Below are 24,189 nucleotides of genomic sequence, written 5' to 3'. Positions count from 1 at the left end.
AAAAATAAGTTTCAAGCAAACGATTTTAACTCTAATACCTATTTATTTGCAGCGGGTTCTGGTGCACCATTGTTCAGGATGGTTTCGGTAACTACACTGCGCTTACCACTGGTGGTGATCACAATGGTTTTTAAAGACCTTTTCTGCCCTGCAGGTACATTGACCTTCACAGGCCCATTGTATAAAATCGCATTCTCCGATGGACGGAAACCATCAAGGGTATAATAGATCCTGGCGTTTTGTACAGGGACTTTCAATTCAACACTAAAATTTTCCCCTTTTAATACCTTTTCATTTTGTCCTATAGGCGTTGGAACCCAAAAATTTGTACCTGTCTGGTCCAGACGCGCCAGGTGCAATGGCAAACGTTCTTCCGAAAAGTTCTTCAGGTCCTTTCTGGACAGCGGGGTCCATGCCGTTTCCGACAAAGCAAACATCCTTGGCAAAACCATATATTCTACCTTAGCCGGACTTTCAATATATTCCGTCCACAAATTCGCCTGCACCCCAATCACATATTTACCTTGCTCAGCACTCAGTTCTGCAGGCACAGGGTCATAAGCATATACTTTGGTATAAGGTGCCAGACCACCTATGGTCAATGGCTCGTCTGGTGAAGAAGATTGTTTATGGTCAAAATACAAACCATTTGGGCCTGGGGTCATAATCACATCATGATTTTGTTTTGCAGAAGCAATTCCCCCTTCAACACCTCTCCAGGACATCACCGTTGCATTAGGTGCCAGTCCTCCTTCCAGAATCTCGTCCCAGCCAATGATCGAACGGCCTTTACCATTCAGGTATTTTTCCATCCGTTGGATAAAATAACTTTGCAAACCATGCTCATCTTTCAGGTCGTTCTGCTTAATGAAATTCTGGCAAAATTCCGATTGCTTCCAGTAATCCTTTGGACATTCATCCCCCCCAACATGAATATACTTAGAAGGGAAAAGAACCAAAACTTCATCCAGTACGTCCTGTAAAAATTTAAATGTCGTTTCTGTTGGTGCAAAAACATCCTGAAAAACACCCCAGGTTTGTTGCACCTGTTTGCCCTTGCGGCTTCCTGCCCATGGTGTCTTTGCATCAATAAAAGTATCGCGATCAGGAAAACAGCTCAGTTCAGGATAAGCTGCTATAGCTGCTGAAGCATGGCCCGGCATTTCAATTTCAGGAATGACCGTGATGTATTTGGCAGCCGCATAAGCCACAATCTCTCTTGCTTCATCCTGCGTATAATAACCTTTATACACCTGATCATCCGTTCCTATTCCAGGATGATGACCAATAATAGTCCCGTTCCTGCTTGCTCCGGCAGCAGTTAGTTTTGGGTACTTTTTGATCTCTATTCTCCAGCCCTGGTCATCGGTTAAATGCCAGTGAAAATTGTTCAACTTATACTGGGCCATCAGGTCAATATATTTTTTCACTAAAGTCAAAGGAAACTGATGCCTGGCCACATCCAGGTGCATTCCCCTGTATTTAAACCTTGGATAATCATTGATGTCTGCAGCCTGCACGATAATCGCATTCCCTTTTCTCTCAGGCATCAGCTGCATGAGTGACTGCAGCCCATAAAACAAACCTGCTGCTTTTCCAGTCAACAGGATCCTGTCTTTGGAAATATTAATTTTATAACCTTCCTCCGGTAATTTATCTGCCCCTTCAGCGCTAAGCACAATAGCCTTATGACCTGCCTCCGGTGCTTTAACCGTTCTCAATGAAAAACCGCCTTTGTTCACCACAAAAGCATTCAGCAAATCTGCTGTTTTTGCATTCGCTGGATTGGCTGAAACCAACACAACCGTTTTATCCAGGACAAAAGTTCCGCTGCGTTTCTCTACAGACACAGGAGCAGGAATAATTCCCATATTCGCATCAGTTTGAGCATACATCTTTGAACTGAGCAAAACACAAATAACAACAGGTAAAATTTTCTTCATGACAAGGTTATAGTTTAAAGTGGTTTTGATTAACATCCTAAGATAAAACTTATGATGCCTGCTCAATTTACACAATTTTGTTACAATCCAGATCAAACGTTTGATCTGGTCCGTAACCCCACAATATTTTTTTTCAGAAAGTCCCTAACGTATCAGATAAAACCATTTAATAGGCCCGATTTAATCAATTTGGCTTCAAAAAAACAACTTAAAACACGACGAACTCACAAAAACATTTTGCCCGGAGCAGAATTTCATACAAAAATTCCAAAAAAAGAGGCGGTGTCCGCAGAGGGGATATTGGCTGGTCTGCTCCCCCTTCAGGGCGCCTGATCAGGCGCATTCCCGAAGCGGATTCTGCCTCTTTTTTATCCCGGAATTCTCCTAATAACCGCCCTAAAACGACTTGTGCAATTGACCTCAAAGCAAGCCCCAAAAACCGGCTACGAAAATCTCCCCCTAAAACAACCTATGCAATTAACCTCAAAATCAGCTATACAATTGAAGCCCAGAAACAAGCCCGCAAAGTAAAACTCCACAAACAACCTATGCGATTACACCTAAAACCCAGCAATAAAAAATAAACCCTTAAAACAAAAAAAGCTGTCCCTTTCGAAACAGCTTTTAAATATTTTACAAACTAAGCTTAAGAAACCGCATCAACCGCGTGCTCTTTAGCGGCCAGATAGCGTTCTGCATCTAAAGCAGCCATACAACCGGAACCAGCAGCCGTTACTGCCTGACGATAATAATGGTCCTGAACATCTCCTGCCGCAAACACACCTTCTACATTGGTTTTACTTGTACCAGGAATCGTTTTCAGGTAACCTGTTTCATCCATATCGATCCAGCCTTTAAAAATATCCGTATTCGGTTTATGACCGATAGCCACAAAGAAGCCCTCTACAGCGAGGTCTTTTTCTTCACCTGTTTTATTGTTGTGTATTTTTAAGCCAGTTACATTTTTACCATTACCCAATACTTCTTTCGCTTCAGAGTTGTAAATCACCTCTATGTTAGGCGTATTCAGCACACGATGAACCATTGCTTTAGAAGCCCTGAATTCATCCCTTCTCACCAACATATAAACCTTTTTACATAATTTGGCCAGATAAGTTGCTTCTTCAGCAGCGGTATCACCAGCACCAACAATCGCCACATCTTGACCTTTAAAGAAAAAGCCATCACAAACCGCACAAGCCGAAACCCCAAAACCATTATAATGCTGCTCACTTGGTAAGCCCAACCACTTCGCCGTAGCACCCGTTGAAATAATCACGGTATCAGCTGTGATTGTTTTGATCTCATCTACCACCACTTTATGCGGCAGGGAAGAGAAATCTACAGAACTTACATATCCAAAACGGATATCTGTTCCAAAACGTTCTGCCTGTTTCCTGAAATCTTCCATCATTTCCGGTCCCATTACCCCACCAGGATAACCCGGAAAATTATCCACATCTGTGGTTTGTGTCAGCTGGCCACCAGCCTCCATTCCAGTATATAAAACCGGTTTCAGATCTGCGCGAGCAGCATAAATTGCTGCAGTATAACCAGCAGGTCCGGAACCAATAATCAGACATTGAACATGTTCTATTTCTTGTGACATATATTTTTAATTCGTTAGAGATACAAATTTAATCATAATATAGCGAATCCCCAATGCTGCTGCATAATGTGATGTCTGTATTACAAGTGTCCTGTTTAAAAATCAAACAGCTCCTTAAGTACTTAATTAACCTTTTTTTTGGTGTTCTTTACAGAAGATATCTTTTTGCCGCCCTGATAGGTAACCAGCACTTTACCCCCTTCAGTTTCCCATTCCCCATCCATCTGGTCATTTACAAACTGCCCACTCTCCAGGAGCATGCCCCTTTCATCAAAAGATTTAAATTCCCCGTGCATCAGGCCTTTATCAAAAGTCACCACATTCTTCACCTCGCCGTTTTCGTAAAAGCTCAACCACCTGCCCTGCCTTAAACCGTTCACATAATTTCCTGAAAGAATTTTATACCGGTCCTTACCAGCGCTCACCGCTTTATAACCCAATTCGGTTTTACTCGGGTCAATCCAGTTGTAATAAACAAATTTTCCTTCCGGAATACTTAGGGCTTCATCTTTAAAAGAGCCCGAAACCGTCAGGTAACCATCCATATCGTACTTTTTAAATAGAAACAGACTGTCCCCACTTACTTTCCCATATACAGCATAAGTAACCGCTTTGGTAGAGTCCGTTGTCGCTTTATCCTTAATGTCAAAATAAACCGTTTTAACCTGACCATAACCACCAACAGAAAAAGAGAGCAATAACAGCAGCGTGAAAATTTTGTTCATGTACAAAAATATCAATCTAAGTTTGAATAATCCCTACATTGAACTGCTTTTTTACAGGCGACTGATTTGCCGCTTCAATTCCCATAGAAATCACCTTCCTGGTTTCCAGCGGATCTATAATGCCGTCCACCCACAATCGGGAAGCCGCATAATAGGGCGTTGTCTGGCTGTTATAGCGATCGGTAATTTCCTTCAAAAGTGCCGCTTCCTTTTCCGGACTGATGTTTTCCCCCTTGGACTTCAAGGAAGCTTCCTGGATCTGTAACAATGTTTTTGCAGCCTGTGAACCGCCCATTACCGCAATTTTCGCACTTGGCCAGGCATAAATCAGCCGCGGATCATAAGCCTTGCCACACATGGCATAATTACCTGCGCCATAAGAATTACCAATTACAATGGTAAATTTAGGGACCACAGAGTTGGCCACCGCGTTGACCATTTTGGCACCATCTTTAATGATTCCGCCCTGCTCGGACCTGCTGCCTACCATAAAACCCGTCACATCCTGTAAAAATACCAGGGGAATCTTTTTCTGATTGCAGTTCATAATAAAACGGGCAGCCTTGTCAGCACTATCCGAATAAATTACCCCGCCGAACTGCATTTCACCCTTTTTTGATTTTACAACTTTACGCTGGTTGGCAACAATTCCAACTGCCCAGCCATCCACGCGTGCCAGGCCACAAATAATACTTTGGCCATATTCCTTTTTATACTCTTCCAGTTCAGAGTTGTCGACCAGTCTTTTGATCAGGTCCAGCATGTCGTAAGGTTTTTCCCTGTTGTCGGGTAAAATGCCATAAATTTCCTGGGGATCCAAAGCCGGCAAAACTGGTTTTACCCGGTCAAAACCAGCATTTTCGGGTGCCCCGAGCATGCTCATGATGTTTTTTATGCTGTCCAGACAAGCCTGGTCATTAGGTTGTTTATAGTCGGTAACCCCCGAAATTTCACAATGGGTCACCGCTCCCCCAAGGGTTTCATTGTCTACATCTTCCCCAATCGCAGATTTAACCAGATAAGAACCTGCCAAAAACACAGAGCCAGTTCCTTCTACAATCATGGCCTCATCACTCATAATGGGCAGATACGCTCCACCAGCCACACAGGACCCCATAATAGCCGAAATCTGTACAATCCCATCAGAAGACATTAAAGCATTGTTCCTGAACATCCGTCCAAAATGTTCCTTATCCGGAAAAATCTCATCCTGCATGGGTAAATACACCCCGGCACTGTCCACCAGGTAAATCACCGGTAAACGGTTTTCCATGGCAATCTCCTGGGCCCTTAGGTTCTTTTTTGCAGTCATCGGAAACCAGGCCCCGGCTTTTACAGTAGCATCATTGGCCACAATCATACATTGCCTGCCCGATACATACCCAATCCCGCAAACCACTCCTGCCGAAGGACAACCACCCTGCTCAGCATACATACCATCTGCCGCAAAGGCAGCAAGCTCCAGAAATTCACTATTTTGATCAATCAGGTAACTGATTCGTTCCCGTGCCAGCATTTTTCCTTTTTCCTTTTGCTTTGCAGCACTTTTTTCGCCACCACCGGCATATATTTTTTTCAGACGCGTTTTCAGTTCAAAGACCGATTGTTTATTGACGTCTTCATTTTTATTGAATTCTATATTCATGCGACCAATGTAAATCTAATTTTATTGAAACTATAGTCCATTTCAGGATTTGGTATAAGGCAACAGATCGGTAAACCAATAGCCTGAGGGGCTACTCTGATCGCCCGCAGGAGAAGGAAAAGTTCTAAAAATCCTTTCACCTATGCTAAAACGCAAAGGCTTGTTAAATATAGGGCCTTCAAATGCAAAAGTGTGAAACTCTCCGTTTTCCCCGCAGGGATCAACATCCGCAGGAAGATCGGCCATAAACTGCTCATCGATTATCCTTCCGCAAAAATCCTGAAGGCCTTCCCTTGCACAAACCACAATGGTTTTATAGCCCAGTTCCACAAATTCCTTTATGATTTTCCGGGTATCTTTTTTCCAGAGTGGAAAAACGGCCTGCATACCAATTTCAGCAAGTTTTTTCTCTCTGTACACCTTCAGGTCTTCTAAAAAAATATCTCCGAATACCGCATGGGCAATTCCCTGCTTTTTCATCCCCGTCAGAGCCAAAGTCATACTTGCTTCATAATCTTCCATTGCAACAGATTCTGCCAAACGAACCTGCTGCAAAGGCAAACCTATACTTTCAGCCTGTGCCAGCAAAAGTTCCTCCCGCACACCATGCATGCTGACCCGGTTATAAGCATCACTTAAGGTCGTTAGCAGGTATTTTACTTCAAAATCCTTATCCTGTAACAGATAATGCAGGGCCAGTGTACTGTCCTTTCCACCACTCCAGTTAAATACAGCCGGTATCTTTTCCATTTGAGGCTAAATTAAACATTTGGCCTCAATGCCTGGTTACTCTTTAACAGAAATGCTTGAAGAATTTTTCTTCATCAGCAGCATTTCATCAGAACTGCCCAATGGTGTTTTCAGCAGTGAAATTTCAGCATTATTTACATCATCCAGTACAATAACATAACGTCCGTCTGCCTGCTCAACAGAAAATGAACAATTGCTTAAATTAAGCCCGTTAACATGTCTGGCCCAAAGCCCATAAGAAGGCTGAACTTTCAAATTAGAAGCATTATACTGACCCACACCCAGTTCAGGAGGAACATTTGCGGCATCGCTAAAAGTATTGCCACCCTTCACTTTGATATGCACATCTTCAAAAGAGATGTTTTTTAGATAACCCGTATGTTTTCCGTTGGGCAGTTTAAAATCCAGCCCACCCTCCATCGCTTCAGGTCCCGGCAGTTTATACCCCGCCACAATCGGCGTAGAACGCGATTGTGTTCCATCAAATGCTTTCCAGCGTTGCTTGTTATAGGAACTGCCCCCATAAACCTCCTGCACATCTATCCCTTTTAAACTGATGTTATTGACTTCACCTATATTCACATTTTTTATCAGGAGCTCTTCCCGCTGCCGGCCATTTTCTGTAAAACGATAACGTGCTGCCTGGGCTCCCAAAATCCTGCCCCTGTTGGAAATAGAAATAAAAAATGGTGCCGCTGCCCGGTACATTTTAGACCTGGAATGTAGTGGCCCGGTATGCCCGCAATTCAAATGAATATCACTGATCCGCCCGCCATCATTTGTTGAAATGGAAAAACCAGCCTTATTGGCCCCAAGGACATAGATATTATCCACACAAACTTTTGTAATGTCATCCGCAGTCTCCGATCCAATCTGAAAAAGGTTACAATTGGTGTCACCTATAATGTTCCTTACTTTATAGTCACTGGCAGGACGCGTAAATCCCAATGAACAATCTGAACCTGGTTTAATGATGTCATCGGAACTGACTTTAGAATAAATATTCACCGCCCTCACCCGGTTACAACCCATAAAATCATAAATATCCCTGGCATTGGAAGTTTGATTTTTACCAAAATAGGTATCATGAACATGAATTCCATCCGTACCTGTTGCCAATAGTGCAAAATGGCCACTCCGTTCTATTTTGAGCATATGGTCCGAGTCAAAGAGTTTCTGACCTTTCGGACCAATGTAATAAGGTTCATCCCGCTGCTCATCATACCACAGGTCCTTTGCATGGTAAATTCCCCCAATCTCAACATTGGTACAAAGCTTTAAAGTAAACATCTTATCCGCACGGTTGTCCGGGGCATTGTTCATTACCTTATCTCCGTTCACCAGATTTCCATCACCGGTAATGGTTCCCTGGCCTATAATTTTTACATTATCCAGGCGCTCTCCAAAAAACATGGAATTTCTGAAGTAATGATGGCCAACATCCTGCTTGGTCATATAATTTTCCGGATCTGCATAAGGTCCTGTATCTGTGGGTGAAAGACCTGAACGGTATTTCTGATCACTAAACCAGGTCGTCTCAGGTGCATCTGCCCCTTTAATCGCTTTAATCACTGCCCCCTGTTCCAGATAAAGGTATACATTGCTTTTCAACTGCACTGTTTTTACCAGATAAGTGCCTGCATTAAAAACAAGTGTACCCCCGCCCATACGGCTCAGGGAGTCAATAGCCAGGTTCAGCGAAGCTGTCTCATCCTGGGATCCGTTTCCCTTTACACCAAAACGCCTGACATCCAGTTTACCCGAATAAAAGGAAACCGTATTGGAAAAGCCCCTGTTCTCTCCCGAAGGGATCAATAACCTGAACAAATACTGTTGATTTGGCTTTAAACCCCATAATTTTGCATTTTGCATATCCTTAGAAAAAACAGCTGCCCCGGCAGACCAGGTTTTTCCCTGATCCGAAGATTGTTGTATGACGATCCGTTCAGGAAGCTTTTCTGAGGTCCATTTAAAATTCAGACGGGTATAAGTATCTTCCTTTTCTATATAACTAAGACTGGTATCAGCAAGCCGCCGGAAATCAACGATTCCTTTTACCGCCTCCAGCTCAAAGCTTTCGGTATCTTCACCAGAACTGGTTAATATTTCTGGCTGTGATGTGGTATAGACTGCCCTAAACATATATTTCCCCGCCCGGGATAAATGAACAGCGCCAATCCTCAACACCAGATCTGCACCGTTTAATGGCCTCAGGTCCAAATGGCTCAAAATTAGCTCCGTCCCCTGTTCCTTCTTCAGGATCCTAAACGTGCCTACCTTCCGGTAAGGATACAAACTTCCAATACGTCCTACAGATTGTTTTTCGAGGTCCTTTAATGTCACTTCTCCTCTTCCAATCACATTTACAAATGCATTTTCCGGATCCATGTCTATACCCCTGGGGATATACAGTTTTAGGGTTGCATCCGGGCTCCGTTGTCCGGCGGTATAGGATAAAACGATTTCATTAGTGCAGCCTGTTGCTATCCTTTTTCTATCCAGGGACAGCCAGCCGTTTAAAGCCATAGGTTTCAGACAGATCAGCTGAGTTTTCAGTATTTTTCCTTCAGCCGATAAAACCAAAAACTGGTCTCCATTTCGCAATTCACCATTCTTTTTATCCAGGCCTGCAGCATCGAGCAATTGGTATTTTTTGTCCGGAGCTTTATGCCTCCATTTTTCGAGCAATTCGCCAGCCTTCAGAACAGTAGAAACAAGGCCCTGGCCCTCGGGCGTGTCCACTGTATAACGATAGGTTGTACCGCGAGCAATAAACAAGGTATCTGGTTTAATTGTATGGCCTGCCAGAAAAACAGGGGAAGAAATCAGCATACACAACCAGCATGCAAAAAAGAAAAACCTGTTCATATTTTTTTGGATTAAAGTATCAAAAATCACTAAAAAAAATATGGACAGGTTGGCATAATATTAAACTTTATCAGCCTGATACGGCAGCTACCTGATCTTTCTGGTCATATCAATAATCCGGTCCGGATCTGAAGCTTTTAAAAAGGAAACACCATTGGCATTTTTAACCCAGTGGCAATTTTCCTGGATCCATTTATAAGCCTCCGCATTGCTGGAGGCTTTAGTGCTTAAAGGCTGTATAAAAACCTCACCCGATGGATAATGAAGTTCAAATAAATCCTTTGCTCTTAAAAAAACAAACGTATTGATATCCGTGGAATTCATAATAAACTCACCCTGGATCCTTTCCTCTGGGTTTTCTCTTTTGAGCAGGGAAACCTTAGCATTTACCCGGCTCACGTAAAAATCGTTGTTGACAATATAACCCGCATTTCCAAGCCTGTCCAGCCCTCTGGTGTATTGCTGATCCCTGGCACCTTTAGAATCTCTTTCAAGGGAAACTACGTCCAACTGCCCGTCTTTCAGGCAAACCAGATAAAATGCACTTCCAGGATCAACCGGCGGAGCAAGTTGTACAAGCAAACAGGTTTGCTGGGTATTGATAAATGCAGCAAAAATAAACTGGCTGCCCACTGATTTTTTACCCTGGATCTTAACGACAGTATCCCTGAATTTCAGTCCAAAAAAGTCATCTTTCTTACTGCCTGCAGTTTTATAAATACTTAAAGGACTTTCTTTCTCTTTCTGGTAGGTATTAAAATCTTCTTCCACTTTAATGGAACGTGCATTGTAAGTCTTTTCGGCTCCTTTCTGACAACCTAAAAACACAAACGATAAAAGGATTACGTAAACTATTGATTTCATTAGGAATTAATGTTCTATATATGATAATTGAGTGCAGCTGATGTTATTGTTTTTCGCGGACGGCTTTAAATTCCGATCCTTTTTTCCATTTCGGAAATTTGCTCTCCGTACTCAGACGATAGCCCATGTCAAACAAAAGGCGTACATCTTCTACCATCCCGCTCATGTCCCAGGTTTTCTCATCAAAACTGTCCTGAGGAGAGTGATATCGGTTTTTTATATAATCATCGGCTTGTTTTAAGCCCCATTCCCGGCCGTATTTTACATTATCCACACCCGAACCCGTAAACAGCGACGGAATACCCACCTTGGCAAAATTGAAATGATCCGAACGGTAATAAAGGCCCGAAGAAGGTACCGGATCCGGGACAATAACCCTGCCCTGTCTGCCTGCAGCGGCAGCGGCATCATCTTCCAGTTCCGATTGCCCATAACCATAAACCACAATATCTTTAGTTTTTCCGGCCAGTCCCATCATATCCATATTGATATCCGCAACGGTTTTCTTTACCGGAAATACCGGGTGTTTTGCATAATATTCGGAACCAAGCAAGCCTTGCTCTTCTCCGGTAAAAGAAATAAACAATACCGAACGAAGAGGCTTAACCTTTGCCTTTTTAAAGGCTCCTGCCAGCTCCAGTAAGGCCGCTACTCCTGAAGCATTATCAACCGCACCATGATAAACAGAATCTCCTTTAATAATTTCTCCTACTCCAAAATGGTCCCAGTGTGCCGAATAGATGATACATTCATCTGCCCTTTTTGTACCCGGAACAAGGGCCATCACATTATTTGACACCGATTTTTTGATGGTATTATGAATGGTCAGTGAAGTATTCAAACCCAAATCAACCGCCTTGAAACCAGGCCTTCCAGCCTCTTTAAATAAACTTTCACTTTGACCGGAAAGTTGCAGCAGCTGTTTGGCAATATCCAGACTGATCCAGCCTTCTACCACCGCCCTTGACTTGTTTCCGTCTTCAGCTTCCAGTTGTAATTTCGATTTGGACCAGCCACTTCTGACTACAGACCAGGGATAACCGGCGGGAACATCGTCATGAACAATCAGGATCCCTGTTGCACCCTGCCTTGCAGCTTCCTCAAACTTATAAGTCCAGCGACCGTAATAGGTCATATTTTTACCCTTAAACAATTTCGGATCATTAAGCCCCGGGTCATTGATCATCACCACTACCGTTTTGCCTTTTACATCCAGGCCGGCATAATCGTTCCAGTTGTATTCCGGGGCCACTATTCCATAGCCCGCAAAAACCAGGGGCGAAGAAGAAATACTGACCACCGGTTCCACATGTTTTGTTCCGGCCACAAAACCGGTCAGATAAGTTGCAGTTACAGATCCTTTTGCATTTTTTATAACCAGTTTTTCTTCAGGTACAGATTTGATGTCTACCATAGGCACGGCCTGAAAATAGCTTTGACCATTGCCAGGCTTCAGGCCCAGTTTTTTAAACTCAGCTTCCAGGTAATTGATGGTCCTGGTCTCTCCTATGGTAAAAGGTTTACGGCCTTTAAATTCGTCAGAGGCCAGGATTTTTAAATGTCTGGCATAACTCTTCTGGTCTATGGTTTTTACTGCTGCAGAATCAGGCCCTTGTTGTGCCGAAACAACTGTACTTAAAGCAAGCATGGCCAGAACACAAAAGACGCTTTTCGGGTACTGGAAAGGATTAAAAACAATATTCATGTACGTAAGGGTATTTACCGAACAGAAAGGTTCAGCGATGCTAATATAGTACATTCCAGTAAAAAGCACGAAGAAAACAACAGGACTTTTTAAACGTAAAAAAGTCAAAAAAAAACGGGCTGTGCTTCTATAAACACAGCCCGAACCTTTGCCCTATGAATAAAATATTAGTTTCCTAAACCAACGACTTTATACGTCACTTTATTCCCATCAACCACTTGTTCATAATAAACACCGTCTTCGGAAACATAATATTTTATGCCTTTAATCAACACTTCTCTGTAATTGTCAGGAAGCTGAGTGACTACATCACCAACCATTGGTCCTGTACCTGCAGCATTAGTTGCAGATCCGTTATCTGTATTGAGCACTCCGTCTTTACCGGAAACTACATAAACAGTTTTACCATCTGCGCTTTTACCAATGGTGTAGTATACACCTTTATATTCGTAATAAGTCTGTCCGTTTATGGTCACTTCTTTTGCATCAGAAGGAATACTTGGAACCTGTGCACCTACAGGAGGCACCACAACTTTATAGGAATCGTCATATTGTCTGTAGAACAAACCATCTGAAAAATAGAACTGGTCGGCTCCAAAATAAAACGGATAATATCCAAAAGGCAATACACTGAAGCTTAGCCCCAGATAAGGCCTGTAAAAATTATAGTATGCATAATATGGTCTGCGGTAACCCCAGAACCCCGGACGGCCATAATAACCCCGGCCACCAATACGGGCACCGACGTGCACATTAGTGGAAATATGAGTGCTGGATCTGGAAATACTACCTCCACGGAAAGATCCGCCACCACTGTGAAAAGACCCGCCGCCACTGTGAAAAGATCCACCGCCGCCCCTCATACCTCCGCCGCCGCCACGTCCACTCCTTTGTGCATAAACACTAGTTGCAGCAAAACCACTCATCACGACAAGGGCAGCTGCTAAGATCAACGATTTAAACTTTAGAGTTTTCATTTTGTGTACATTTTGATGGTATGACTTTTTAAAACGCAAAAAGATTATTCTACTGTTTTAAATTTACCAAAGCTGACACAAGGATGATAAACACCCAATAAACCTATTGTTTTAGCTTTTCCAGGGCCTTAAAATCGACCCTTAAAACACACTTGTCCTTTCGTTGCGAAACCAGGTCTTTCCGGGGGGCTATGATCTGAATGGCCGAGATCCTTCCAATTCCTGAGGAGCGTTCCAGCGTATCCATAAGCTTAACCAGCGGCAGATAAGTGCCATAAAAATAAACAGACTGGTTCTGCCCTGCTGAAAGTGTATCTTTTTCCAGGGGGATACCGCTCAACTTATAATCCACCAAAACATTCAGCGCGGCAGCGCAGGAGGAAGATTTTAGCCACAACTGGTCACTCCACTGCCCTTCCTTTACCTTGTATCCCGCCAGTATCCGCTCCAGTGCCTTTAATTTGCGCTGGCTGTACTGAGGGTTAAAAGACAGGTCATGCGACTCCGTTTGCTGTCCCAGCTGCTTCATTTCCCGGTTTAAACAAATGGCCTGATACGTTTTACCAAAAGCCATAAACCAGCAAAGTAACAGCAAAACGCCCAGAGCCGGCAACAACATCCGGTCTTTTTGTCTATAACTCATTTTTCGCAAGTCCATCCTAAAAGTTTAAAAGAATTGTAAATACCTGCGTCTGTTGTTGTTCATCAGCCATATACTTTTCCAGTTGTACAGATTTAACCCAGTTTTTGTGTTTCAGGGCATAAAGGCAATCATTTACCGCATAGACATTAGCCGCCTGTCCTTTTAGCCTTAGATAACCGCTTTCTCTAAAGGCTTCTTTGTTTATTCCCATTTCCTTATTTTCAGGGAAATTCACCAAAAGTTCTGTTAAAGTAACTGAAGCCGGCAATACCGATCCAATCTGATCACAAATAAATGCATATTTCAAACCTTTGTTCCAGCCTAGTTTTTTGACCAGGCTTTCTTTCTGTTTCAATTCGCTTTCCATCTTTTGCCTGCCCGCATACAGATCCGATTGTCTTCCTGCCTTCCCGGACATTTTTTCATTTTCTGCATGAAAATGACTAAAAATTAAAAAGTTAAGCAACAACAGCACAAAAACCAGCAATGCCGACAACTTAAACTTCTGCTCAAAGCGTCTTTTAAAGGTCTGTTCAGTCCGGCACTCCTGTACACCTGTATGATCGGCTTCTATCAAATCCAAACGTTCAGATAGCATCAACTGAAAGGCCGAAGCATAGGCCAAAACAAATTCTTCTGCAATGGTCTCCAAATCAATTTTCAGCGCAAATCCATCCGCATCATCCTTTTTAAACTGATAGCCCGTCCAATGTTTTTCTGCGTTCAATTCGATGTGGTGGCCATCGAAGTCCAGCTTTTGCTGATAAACATTCAACTGTGGCAAAATATGATCCACCGCAAAAGGCCCCAGTGCAAAGAGCAATACTTTCAGCCCTTCTTTTTCAAAAGCACTGATCAGTGGATCGGCCAGCTCTTTTCTAACGACCGTCAAAAAAGAACAATCCCCAGACTGAAAATTCTGTACATAAAACTCGCTCCTGTTAAAACCCGGAAACACCTGCTGTAAGCTATTCTCGGTCAGTTCCTCCATTCTTGATACTTTTTTTAGGAGTACCCCCCTTCCGCATAAGGTCAAAGCAACAGGTCCCTGCAAGCCATCCGCTATTTTTTCAAGTCCACTTGTATACTGTTTTTTTGATTCAATTTTTATTCCCTGCTTTTCTAAAGCGAGCTGCACCAAACAAACTTCAAAACCTCCGTCTGCCAGCAGCCTGACCTGGGCACCCGTACAATGGGTAAGGCCCTGTTTAAACCCCAATTCAAAGCTCATACTAATAAATAATTGTTGGTTTGATAAACACCACCGTAGTTACTTTGTTGGTTGACTTGCTCCTGCTGCTGAACAACCATTTCAGGATCGGGATACGGGACAACACTGGAACTCCTGAACCGCTCTCACTGTTTTCTGTCCTTTCCAGTCCACCCAATACAATCATATCCTCGTTTCTTGCCCTAACAATCGATTCAAATTTACTCGTTGAAGTTGGAGGAGGGGCATTCTCGGGCGGGTTCCCGATAAAGTCTGAAATGTCTACTTTTATATTTAAAGTGATCTGGTTGTCACCGGAAACCACAGGCCTGATGTTGATGTTCAAATTGGCATCAACACCTGTAAACTGCTCAGTAACCACTGTTTGCGTGGTTAAAGAAGGGATAACGTTTTGGGTCTTGGTACTGTAATACCTTTTACTCCCTATACTTAAATTTGCGCTGTGCCCATTTAAAGTCGAAAGTTTGGGCACAGAACGGACTTCTACATTGCTGTTGTTTTCCAGGGCGCTGATGCTCACATAAAAATTGGGTGTTACCCTTCCCAGATTGATCGAGCTGTTTCGCCCCAGCTTAGACAAAAAGCTATTGATGGCACCCGAACTGAAGGTATAATCTATGCCCGGGAAAATTTTTCCCGGATTTTTAATGCTGTCAGAAACCCCTGCCGAGATCCCTGTTTTAACCCCATGTCCTTTACGGATGTCAATCATGGTCACCTCAATCAAGACCATCGGTACCTGTTTGTCCAGTTTTTTGATGAAGGCTTCAATTTCATTAATCTGTGGTGAAGAACCCGAAAGCAGCAATGTATTCTGTTCCCGAAATTCTTTAATTTCCACTCCTCTTTTCCATTCATTAGGAATCATATTCTGGATCGTGTCAAGTGACCGGTTCTGTAGCTGTACAATTTTATGTGCGCGCAGGCCTTCCAATTTTCGGTCTCCGATCATATAAATTCCATTTTCCTGGCGGTAGGTAAAATCTGTTCCCTGAAAAACGGCTGAAAGTAAATCGTCATAACTGATATCATTTACGCGCATGGTAATGGTGCCTTTGAGCTCTGAATACAGAAAATAATTGGCATTCACTTCATGGGCGGCATTTTTAACCACGTCAGACATATTTACATTCATCGCATCTACGCTTAACATCTTTTTTGTGCCCACCATGCGGCTCAGCAAACTGAAATTGCCACCGGTACCCGCAGCCCCATTTACTGGTTTTAAGTTCCTTTTAACCGCCGTGTTTTTTTCACTGTTGATGAATACTTCTTCACCTTCTCCCAATGCCTGGAATACATATACATTGTCATTGGTTTTAACGAGCTTCAGTTCATTGGCAAAAGCCAGTTTTTCCAATGCAGTTTCAAAAGGCGCATCTGATAAAAATGCGGTTACTTTTTTACTCAATAAAGTTACCGGTACCAGAACATTTTTACCAGACAACAGCGTAATCTTTTTGGCCACCAGTGAAAGCGTGTCATTACTCAGTTCCACACTTAAAGTATTTGCGGGTGCATTGTACCGGACATTGATCTCCTTTACCGGAACCGGGGGCTTGGTTTCCGGGGTTTTACTCACCGACATAATTGATCCGATCAGATTGATGTCCAGGTTGTATTCCTTTGCCAGAAAAACCAATACATTTAAAGCCGTTTCATTGGTGAAATTATTCACCACCTTAAAGCTCAATTGCGGATCAATGTTGATGTTCAGGTTATTGGATTGCGCCAGGGCCCGCAAAAACTCCTGTACAGAGACATTTGAGGCGTTCATTTGGACTTTCTGATTCAGCCCTGGTACAGTAATGGCCAGGTTATTCAATCTTTCCTGAATGAGCCGCAGCCTTTCGTTTTGCCCGGCAGCATTCTGTGCAAATACCGATGAACCGATCAGTAAGAATAAAAATAAGGATAAAAGTGTCCTGTATAGTTTGTTTGTAGGTTTTGAGCAGCTCATTAATTTGTAAAAAGTAGAGGGTAAATTTCTTCGATAGTTGTTTCTCCGGCAGCAAATAAAGCAAAGGCATTTTCAGCAAGGGTTTTAATGCCACGGGCTTCCAGCAAAGTATTGATGTACATATTGCCGTGTTTAATTTCCTGGGTAAGTTCATGATCCAGTGGAATCACTTCGTAAACAGCCTTTCTGCCACTGTAACCGGTATGATAGCATTTTTCACATCCCCTGGCCACAAAATGATGTTTTACGGGCGCAAAGGGTTTAAATTGTTTGGGATAAGATGCCGGGTCAAATTCCATTTCCATTTTGCAATTGTTGCAAAGCAGGCGCAGCAAACGCTGGGCAACTGAGGTATTCAGTGTATTGGCCACCAGAAAAGAAGGGATGCCCATATCCATTAACCTGGATACGGTACCCCAGGCAGAATTGGTGTGTACTGTTGAAAGTACCAGGTGACCAGTAAGTGCAGCCCTAATGGCCATATTGGCGGTTTCAGGATCCCGGATTTCCCCCACCATAATCACGTCCGGGTCCTGTCTTAAAAAAGTACGCAGGGCCGATGCAAAAGTCAGCCCAATACTTTCCTTCAATTGCACCTGATTAATTCCCTGCAAGGTATATTCTATAGGATCTTCTATGGTCAGAATGTTCCTTGTTTCCTTGTTCAAGTATTTTAAGGTGGCGTACAAAGTAGTGGTTTTTCCCGATCCGGTAGGCCCGCTGATTAAAATAATACCATTGGGACGACGAATTCCCTGCATATAATTTTCACGGTCAAAAACTGAAAACCCCACATGCTCCAAATCAATGTTTGCCGCATTATTGTTCAGCAAACGCAAAACCACCTTTTCGCCATGTAAAGTTGGCAATACCGATACCCGGATGTCAAACTGTTCTTCGCCATTCTTAAAATTGATCCGGCCATCCTGCGGCAAACGTTTTTCTGCAATGTCCAGATTGGCCATAATTTTAATCTTGTTGATCAATGCCGGATATTCACTTTTTTTGAGCACATAACGCTCCACCATCATCCCGTCTATCCGGATCCTTACCCTGCATTTTTCCTCATAAATTTCTATATGAATATCACTGCTTTTCAGGTTCCTGGCTTCACGGATCAGTTCATTTAAAAAACCATCGCCTTCCATAGCCAGGGAGCTCTTGCCAAACTGGTGCTGTCCACTCTCTTTGAGGTAATGTTTATTAAGAAGCGTATTCAGGCTCGCAGAAGACAATATTTCCAGTTCAACCTTTTTCCCAAAAACAATTTCCAGTTCTTCAGTCAAAGCACTACTGTCACTTTCCTGATCACAAAACAAGGTGACCACACTTTCAGAACTGTACCTGGGAATAATCCGGTAATGCCAGGCCTGGTCTTTACTTATTGCCTGAAGATAGGCCGGGTTAAAATCAATCTCTGCTGTATTCATAAAGACATTTTTAGTTTATCGTCCATAAATTTGAATGGTAAATCCAGGAATCGCTACCCAGCTGTATTTGTCCGTTCCAGAACTCCCAGACCATTAAACCAAATAAAAAAATGGCCTGCAGGCCTGCCAGTGGAATGTGCGGTGTCGTGTAGCGGTTAAACATTCCCTTTATCATTACGTAAAGCAACACGATTAACAGACTGGACAGGTAAAACAGTACATAGTTTACCGGTGAAAAGTAAAAAGCCACTGTCCCTAAAAAAAGGATATCCCCAAGACCCAAATAATGGTCAATTAGTTGGATGTTTTTCCCTTTTTTGACTCTAAAATAGCCCCAGAGCAACAGCAATTGAAAAGCAAAAAAAGCAATCGCCCAAAAGGCATCTTCCAAGACGACCATCCAACCCGATTGCGGGTATTTAATCAGAAAAAACAACAGCGCAAGCAGGGGAAAAAAAATCCAGTACACCGCACGATATTTCATATCCTGATAAAACACAGCAATCAGCCCCAGGAGTGATATCACTTTCAGGACCACCATTAGTCGGCTACAATTTCTTTCAGGTTCTTGTCCTGATCAATTTCCCAAACATTAAAAGTACCGTCTCCGTCAAAATCAGCCACCGCAGTTGCCCTGGCCAGAAAACCGGTCGTACTGGCCCTTACAATTTCAATCTTGTAATTGGCTTTGCCGTCTTTTCCGTCGGTAGTTAATTTTTCCTGGATAAAACCCAGTTCTGTAAGGTCAGCACTGTACTTCGATTTTTCATAGAAATAACTTTTTTCCAGTGTAGCCAGATGCTCCAGCTGTACTTTGGCTTCTGTACTTTTTGCTTTGGTGATCAGTGGCAACAAGTTGGGAAGTGCCAGCAGGACCAGAATTCCAATAATGACCAGCACCACCAGGATTTCGGTTAAAGTATAAGCCTTTACTTTCTTTTTTAAAACAGCTGTTTGTTTAGTTTTTTTTGTTGATTCCATATAATTGCTTCATTCTTTAGGACAATAGTAAGAGAACTCAGTGCGACCACACTGCACTGGGATTTTTTTTTTCCACAAAATGAAAATATTTTTTTTCTCATTTTTTTAGCCGACGACATCATCAAAAGACCCCCAAAAACAAAGACATAAGTCTCCCGCTCAAGCATTTTTATGCCTGAAAAAGCGTTTTTTCCTAATTTTTGCCTCAACAGAGGCCGTTCAGATTTTTAATTCTGCTTAAAGTCCAAGCAAAATCAAAAGTTCTGTTAATTCCAGATTAGACAAGAGGAAAACCATCAGCAAACCCTTTATCGCTTTCGCGATCGCTTTATCGATGTCTTTTTTTTTTCCTTTAAAAAAGGCAAAAAGCATCATTCCCTCCTCATTGTAGAGGTAGGTACACCTGTACCTGTCATAAATGATGGGCGCATGAAGGGAATCCTTCATAAAGTTTAGGGTTTCAAACAAAGTCCTTTTGGAGATGCCCAGATGGCTGGCCAGGGACTCAGGATTTCCGGTTGATTTGTGTCTGATCAAAAAATCGATAGACATCACTCTTGTAAAATCAATTTTCATAGTAGAGCGCATTAGTTTTAGATTACAGGATAATTGGGCGTTAAAAATTATTACTCATCTGGAACATTGGCAAATACATTGCAATCAGGATCACACCAACCACCAAACCCAGGAAAATGATGATCAGCGGTTCCAGCAAACTGCTTAAGGTATTGGTCTTATACTCCACTTCTTCGGTATATTGAGTTGCTATTTTTTCAAAAAAATAATCCATCCGGTTCACCTCTTCCCCCACCTTGACCAGCTGGATCATTTTCGCCGGATAAAAAGGAAAATGACTCAAACTTTTGTGCAGGGAAGCGCCGTTCAAGATTTCCAATTCCACTGCAGCCAGTGAATTTTCAATAGGAAAATAATTGATCATTTGCCTCACCAGGGCTATTGATTTTAATAAAGGCGTATCGGTACTGACCAAAAGCCTCATGGTATTGGCAAAACGTGCCAGGTAAATTTTTTTTATCAGTTCTCCCACTACCGGAATCCGGAGCAGTACTGCAGCAGCGTTTTTCCGGAACCAAAGGCTCTTCCGCTTAAAAAAGTACAATGCAAAAAGCAACAGAAAAACCAATACGATTAGCAGGAAATAACGGTCAAACCAACCCGAAATAGAAATAATAAGCGCAGTGATCCAAGGCAATTTTCCACCAAAACGCAAAAACACATCTGCAAACATGGGGACAACAAATTTGATCATAAACAGTACCGCAGCAACTGAAGTGCACAATACAATGACCGGATAAGACACGGCACTAATAATTTTTCTCCGCTGCTGTATTTTACTCTTATAATATTTTGCAATATCCGTAAGTACCAAGCCCAGCTGGCCGGTTTCTTCCCCAATTTTAATGCTATAGAACTCGTAATCGCTAAATTTTCCGGTATTCTTTAAAGCTTCTGACAATGCCAAACCTGACAACACCTGTTTGCGAATGCCTTCAAAAAGGGATTTATCTTTTTTTTCTTCCTGATCTACCAGGATCAGGTCCAGGGCAGAACGCAGATCTATTCCCGAAAGCAGCAGGGTGCTCAGTTCCAAATAAAAAGCTTCTTTCTTTTTATCTGCAATTTGCCCGTTGCCAAAACTAATGTCCTTGTTTAGAAAGGACAACACATCGGTATTTTGTTTTACAGGCCTGGCCTGCTTTTTTTTCTGATATCTTGAAATGTCTATTGCCGGCATTTTATTCAAATAAGTCTTGTTTACTATATATTTTCTGATAATTGCGTGGTATACGGTTTTTACCCAATTCCATAATGAACCGGCACTGATCGGTAAGCGCACCGGTTTCCGCTTCCTTTTGCTCAAAAGCACATTGTAAATCGGTAATGGAAATTTTAAAGGTATCGACCCGGATTTCGAACTGTTGACGGATCACTTGCTCTTTCAAAAGCTGATAGGTAATTTTCCCTTCCGGCTGTTCAAAAAGTAACCCTTGTGCTGTCCTGTAAATTTTCCGGGCTTTAAAAAAGTCCCTGCGCAGCAGCTGGTCTGCCAAGCTTAAATCACCGATCTGCTCTTGTTTTTTCCGGTAATTCTGATACGTATTTCCGACAATTTTATAAGCAGTATAAGTGACAGAAACGACAAGGGCCGAGATGAGCATGGCGATGGTTACCTCCATTAGCGTAAAAGCCCGCACTTTTTTATTCATCCCCGTTTCCTTTCTTTCCGAATACCCTTTGAAAACTTCCCATTGTTTTACCACTTTGAAAAACATTTACCTTCATGATAAAAACATCCTGGTATCCTTTAAAAGGAAGCACTTCCCTGCGAAACTCCAGACTGTCGATCATTACGTCCTCTTGCTCATAACTTTTTTCGGTTATGCTTTTTTCCATATAATTTTCGGCCAGTCCGCGAACAAGTTGCTCATGTAAAGAAGGAGAAGCATGAAGTACATTGTTGTAAATCTGTATGGCGATTACAAATACAATAAGGATCACCACCATTGCGATAATCACTTCCGGCAAAGTGGAAGCACGGACCTGGTGTTTATTTAATGCAGCCATTTTAAAATCTCTGAACCTGAATTATTTTCTTTGAACAGCGCAGACCCCAGGTAATATTTACTTAGCGCCCTACGGTTTAAAGAAATGTCTATTAGATAATTTTCATACAAAGTGGAGGGCGTTTTCATGATAAACCGTGTGGCATAAACTTTACCCTGCACAGTCACGCCCTTTTCCATCTGGATATAGCCCTTTGCATAAATCTGCCCCTTAACCAGGCATCCTTTGGCCAGCGCTATCCTGGTCTGGAGTTCACTTCTTTTGTTTTCATAACTACATAAGATGCCCGCAAAACGGGTATTTTCACCCAGTTTAACCAGCGACTGAAGTTTTTTTTCAGCTGGTTTAAATACGCCAGCAAAAGAAGGGTACTCGAAAACGCAGTTTTTGCCAATGACAATAGAGTCCCGGGCAAAGAGCTGGCAATTTCCTTTAAACCCATCTTCTACCATTATCGAAGGCGCAAAAACAAGCACGTCCTCCAGCTTCACCGCTGCGCCAATTTTTAACACAGTATCTGAAATCAGCACGAGTTTCCCATAAAATTTTTGCTGCTCGAGCTTCGACTGCGATACAGAGAGTTTATAGCGTTTGGCTTCGTTGTAAAAGGAATTTCCCACAGAATCCCTTAGGCTTAGTTTTTCGCCCTCTTCTTTAAAGTAGGCGCACAGCTCATCAATCAGTTTCTGATCGAGTTCTGGTAAAGTTCTTGAACTGTCCTTAATTTTCCCTTTCAACAGCTCTTTGCCCGCATATCCCTTCCCATCCACGTATGCCTGTTTCAAGCCGGCTTTGGGAATTTGCCCGTCACCCGTAATTTCTGTGTTTCCACTTAAAGAAAGGGGCCTGTCTTCATCGGCCAGGTAAATTGCAGAGGGATCAGTGAATGGTACACTACTTAAAAACACTTGTTTTAATGTATCACCCCGAACAAATGCTTTTGCATAACTGAGTTCTACCAGTCCCCAGCGCTGTTTGCTATACACCACACTGTCCTTTCCTTCTCCATAAAGATCCAGGGTCATTACCGTATCGGCAGCAATCAGGTCCTTTGACAGCAGAATTGCCCTTACAGCGTTCAGGTTGCCATTTAGTTTTTCCATTCGGCTGCTTTTCTGCGCTTCCCTTTTGTAAAAAAAAGCCAGCGTGAGCAGGGAAGCAGAAATAAGCCCGATGAGCAGGGACACCACAATAACCAGATAAAGTACTGATGCCTTGAGCATTATTTATTCTTTTTAAACAGTTTTTTGATAAACCCGGGCATAAAGCCACCAGAAACCTTTCTACTCCCTGAATCAGGATGCTTAATGCTCAGGGTATCCATAAAAAAGGGCTGTTGTTTGATGAGCACATCATTGCGGAATTTCCCCTTTTCGATTTGCCGTCCCCCCATATCATAGAGATGGTAGGCTCCATTTTTCTTTCCTAAATCCCAGCAGTATTCTGCAATGAGTACGCCTTTCTCATTCCAGCTTTTCCAGACACCACATTTTAAACCTTTGATGAACCAACCCGATTCTTTCAGGTTTTTGTTCAGGTAAAAGTCTTCATAATAACCGTTAAGCAATTTTCCACTGTAGCCCCCCTGGGTCATATTGATTTGCTGTCCGGAAAACCAGTAATAAGGCCTGTCATTCCATACCTGTATTCCGGAAACCGGTTTTACAAAAGTCCTGACGATGTGATCGGGGTAGCTTACTGTAATTTTGTGTAGGATTAAATCTTTTACCGCAGATTGCGCTGAAGCATTGCAAAAGCAGAAAACATTCCCGCTAATGACCATAGCTATTAAAAATCGTCTCATTGTCTAATGTATTTTTGTTTTCCCTGCCACAGAACCAGTACAGAGTCTTTTTTATTTTTTAAAACCTTAACATTTTCAAATACCTCACCCTCGAGCACCATCCGCTCCTTCCCATTTACCGATAAAATGGTTACCGTTTTTTTAGAAACCGGATTAAGGACCATACCAGTATAGCGGATTCCTGACCAGTTGAGCACCGGTGGGGGCTGGATAGGCATTTTTGCCATTGTAACAACTTCTTTCTGTGCAGTCTGCACCATAGGTTCGGCTGTAGGTTTAAGCGCAAAAGGATCCCTGTAATTTAAAACCAGCTTAAAAGTATCGGGTTTCTCCTGATAAGCATCATAAGGCTGCTCTCCCTTTTTTACAAAGGCGGTTTTAGGAACCAGGTCTTCTTCCTTATCCCTGAAAAAGAATTTGTACAAAATTATGCCCCATACGCCTATAACTGCGCAAAGGAGCAAATAT

22 protein-coding genes are annotated in these 24,189 nt (G+C 42.6%); all 22 read right to left on the bottom strand.

What is annotated here, in order from left to right; all coding sequences use genetic code 11:
* Positions 1-38 precede the first annotated feature (38 nt).
* The 22 genes from B0O44_RS00755 to B0O44_RS00640 all read right to left on the bottom strand — a co-directional run bounded on the left by B0O44_RS00755 (position 39) and on the right by B0O44_RS00640 (position 24,146).
* Positions 39-1,943, bottom strand: coding sequence for a beta-N-acetylhexosaminidase (locus B0O44_RS00755; protein WP_110827499.1), 1,905 nt, complete (start codon positions 1,941-1,943; stop codon positions 39-41).
* Positions 1,944-2,589: 646 nt separating this feature from the next.
* A complete protein-coding gene (trxB, locus tag B0O44_RS00745; protein WP_110826791.1) occupies positions 2,590-3,552 on the bottom strand; it encodes a thioredoxin-disulfide reductase in 963 nt (320 codons plus the stop codon).
* A 122-nt stretch (positions 3,553-3,674) separates the two neighbouring features.
* Positions 3,675-4,277 carry a toxin-antitoxin system YwqK family antitoxin gene (locus tag B0O44_RS00740; protein ID WP_110826790.1) on the bottom strand — a complete coding sequence of 201 codons (603 nt, stop codon included), beginning with the start codon at positions 4,275-4,277 and terminating at the stop codon, positions 3,675-3,677.
* 16 nt (positions 4,278-4,293) lie between these two features.
* Positions 4,294-5,922, bottom strand: a complete 1,629-nt coding sequence (locus tag B0O44_RS00735; protein ID WP_110826789.1) for an acyl-CoA carboxylase subunit beta — start codon at positions 5,920-5,922, stop codon at positions 4,294-4,296.
* Between the two features lie 42 nt (positions 5,923-5,964).
* Positions 5,965-6,672 carry a Dph6-related ATP pyrophosphatase gene (locus B0O44_RS00730; protein WP_110826788.1) on the bottom strand — a complete coding sequence of 236 codons (708 nt, stop codon included), beginning with the start codon at positions 6,670-6,672 and terminating at the stop codon, positions 5,965-5,967.
* A gap of 36 nt (positions 6,673-6,708) precedes the next feature.
* Positions 6,709-9,540: a glycosyl hydrolase family 28-related protein gene (locus B0O44_RS00725; protein WP_110826787.1), complete on the bottom strand. Its 2,832-nt coding sequence runs from the start codon at positions 9,538-9,540 to the stop codon at positions 6,709-6,711.
* Positions 9,541-9,627: 87 nt separating this feature from the next.
* Complete coding sequence (locus tag B0O44_RS00720) at positions 9,628-10,404, bottom strand: hypothetical protein (protein WP_146229749.1); 777 nt, start codon at positions 10,402-10,404, stop codon at positions 9,628-9,630.
* Positions 10,405-10,447: 43 nt separating this feature from the next.
* Entirely contained in the window at positions 10,448-12,109 is a 1,662-nt protein-coding gene (locus B0O44_RS00715) for a M28 family metallopeptidase (protein ID WP_245943505.1), read from the bottom strand.
* Between the two features lie 167 nt (positions 12,110-12,276).
* On the bottom strand, positions 12,277-13,086 hold the full coding sequence (locus B0O44_RS00710; protein WP_110826785.1) for a DUF6515 family protein: 810 nt from the start codon (positions 13,084-13,086) through the stop codon (positions 12,277-12,279).
* A gap of 103 nt (positions 13,087-13,189) precedes the next feature.
* Positions 13,190-13,744, bottom strand: a complete 555-nt coding sequence (locus B0O44_RS00705) for a hypothetical protein (protein WP_146229748.1) — start codon at positions 13,742-13,744, stop codon at positions 13,190-13,192.
* Between the two features lies 1 nt (position 13,745).
* A complete protein-coding gene (locus tag B0O44_RS00700; protein ID WP_110826783.1) occupies positions 13,746-14,960 on the bottom strand; it encodes a hypothetical protein in 1,215 nt (404 codons plus the stop codon).
* Position 14,961: 1 nt separating this feature from the next.
* Positions 14,962-16,920 (bottom strand): type II secretion system protein GspD, encoded by a 1,959-nt coding sequence (locus B0O44_RS00695; RefSeq protein ID WP_110826782.1) that lies wholly within the window; start codon positions 16,918-16,920, stop codon positions 14,962-14,964.
* On the bottom strand, positions 16,920-18,350 hold the full coding sequence (locus B0O44_RS00690; protein ID WP_110826781.1) for a GspE/PulE family protein: 1,431 nt from the start codon (positions 18,348-18,350) through the stop codon (positions 16,920-16,922). Before B0O44_RS00690 ends, B0O44_RS00695 begins: the two co-directional genes overlap by 1 nt.
* Before the next feature lie 10 nt (positions 18,351-18,360).
* Positions 18,361-18,891, bottom strand: coding sequence for a hypothetical protein (locus B0O44_RS00685; protein ID WP_110826780.1), 531 nt, complete (start codon positions 18,889-18,891; stop codon positions 18,361-18,363).
* Positions 18,891-19,331, bottom strand: coding sequence for a type IV pilin protein (locus tag B0O44_RS00680; RefSeq protein WP_110826779.1), 441 nt, complete (start codon positions 19,329-19,331; stop codon positions 18,891-18,893). The genes B0O44_RS00685 and B0O44_RS00680 overlap by 1 nt, the downstream gene beginning before the upstream one ends.
* A 237-nt stretch (positions 19,332-19,568) precedes the next feature.
* The gene (locus B0O44_RS00670) at positions 19,569-19,907 is read right to left on the bottom strand and encodes a hypothetical protein (protein WP_110826777.1); all 339 of its coding nucleotides are present in this window, start codon (positions 19,905-19,907) and stop codon (positions 19,569-19,571) included.
* 40 nt (positions 19,908-19,947) lie between these two features.
* Entirely contained in the window at positions 19,948-21,087 is a 1,140-nt protein-coding gene (locus tag B0O44_RS00665) for a type II secretion system F family protein (protein WP_110826776.1), read from the bottom strand.
* 1 nt (position 21,088) lies between these two features.
* On the bottom strand, positions 21,089-21,559 hold the full coding sequence (locus B0O44_RS00660) for a PulJ/GspJ family protein (RefSeq protein WP_170123243.1): 471 nt from the start codon (positions 21,557-21,559) through the stop codon (positions 21,089-21,091).
* Positions 21,552-21,917 carry a PulJ/GspJ family protein gene (locus B0O44_RS00655; protein WP_110826774.1) on the bottom strand — a complete coding sequence of 122 codons (366 nt, stop codon included), beginning with the start codon at positions 21,915-21,917 and terminating at the stop codon, positions 21,552-21,554. Before B0O44_RS00655 ends, B0O44_RS00660 begins: the two co-directional genes overlap by 8 nt.
* Positions 21,905-23,140, bottom strand: coding sequence for a hypothetical protein (locus B0O44_RS00650; RefSeq protein ID WP_110826773.1), 1,236 nt, complete (start codon positions 23,138-23,140; stop codon positions 21,905-21,907). The genes B0O44_RS00655 and B0O44_RS00650 overlap by 13 nt, the downstream gene beginning before the upstream one ends.
* Entirely contained in the window at positions 23,140-23,721 is a 582-nt protein-coding gene (locus B0O44_RS00645) for a toxin-antitoxin system YwqK family antitoxin (RefSeq protein WP_146229747.1), read from the bottom strand. Before B0O44_RS00645 ends, B0O44_RS00650 begins: the two co-directional genes overlap by 1 nt.
* A complete protein-coding gene (locus B0O44_RS00640; protein ID WP_146229746.1) occupies positions 23,718-24,146 on the bottom strand; it encodes a hypothetical protein in 429 nt (142 codons plus the stop codon). The genes B0O44_RS00645 and B0O44_RS00640 overlap by 4 nt, the downstream gene beginning before the upstream one ends.
* Between the last annotated feature and the right edge of the window lie 43 nt (positions 24,147-24,189).

The organism is Pedobacter nutrimenti (genome assembly GCF_003208655.1).
Taxonomy (GTDB): Bacteria; Bacteroidota; Bacteroidia; order Sphingobacteriales; family Sphingobacteriaceae; genus Pedobacter; species Pedobacter nutrimenti.
Note: the sequence above shows the minus strand (reverse complement) of the source record. Positions and strands in the feature narration are given on the sequence as shown.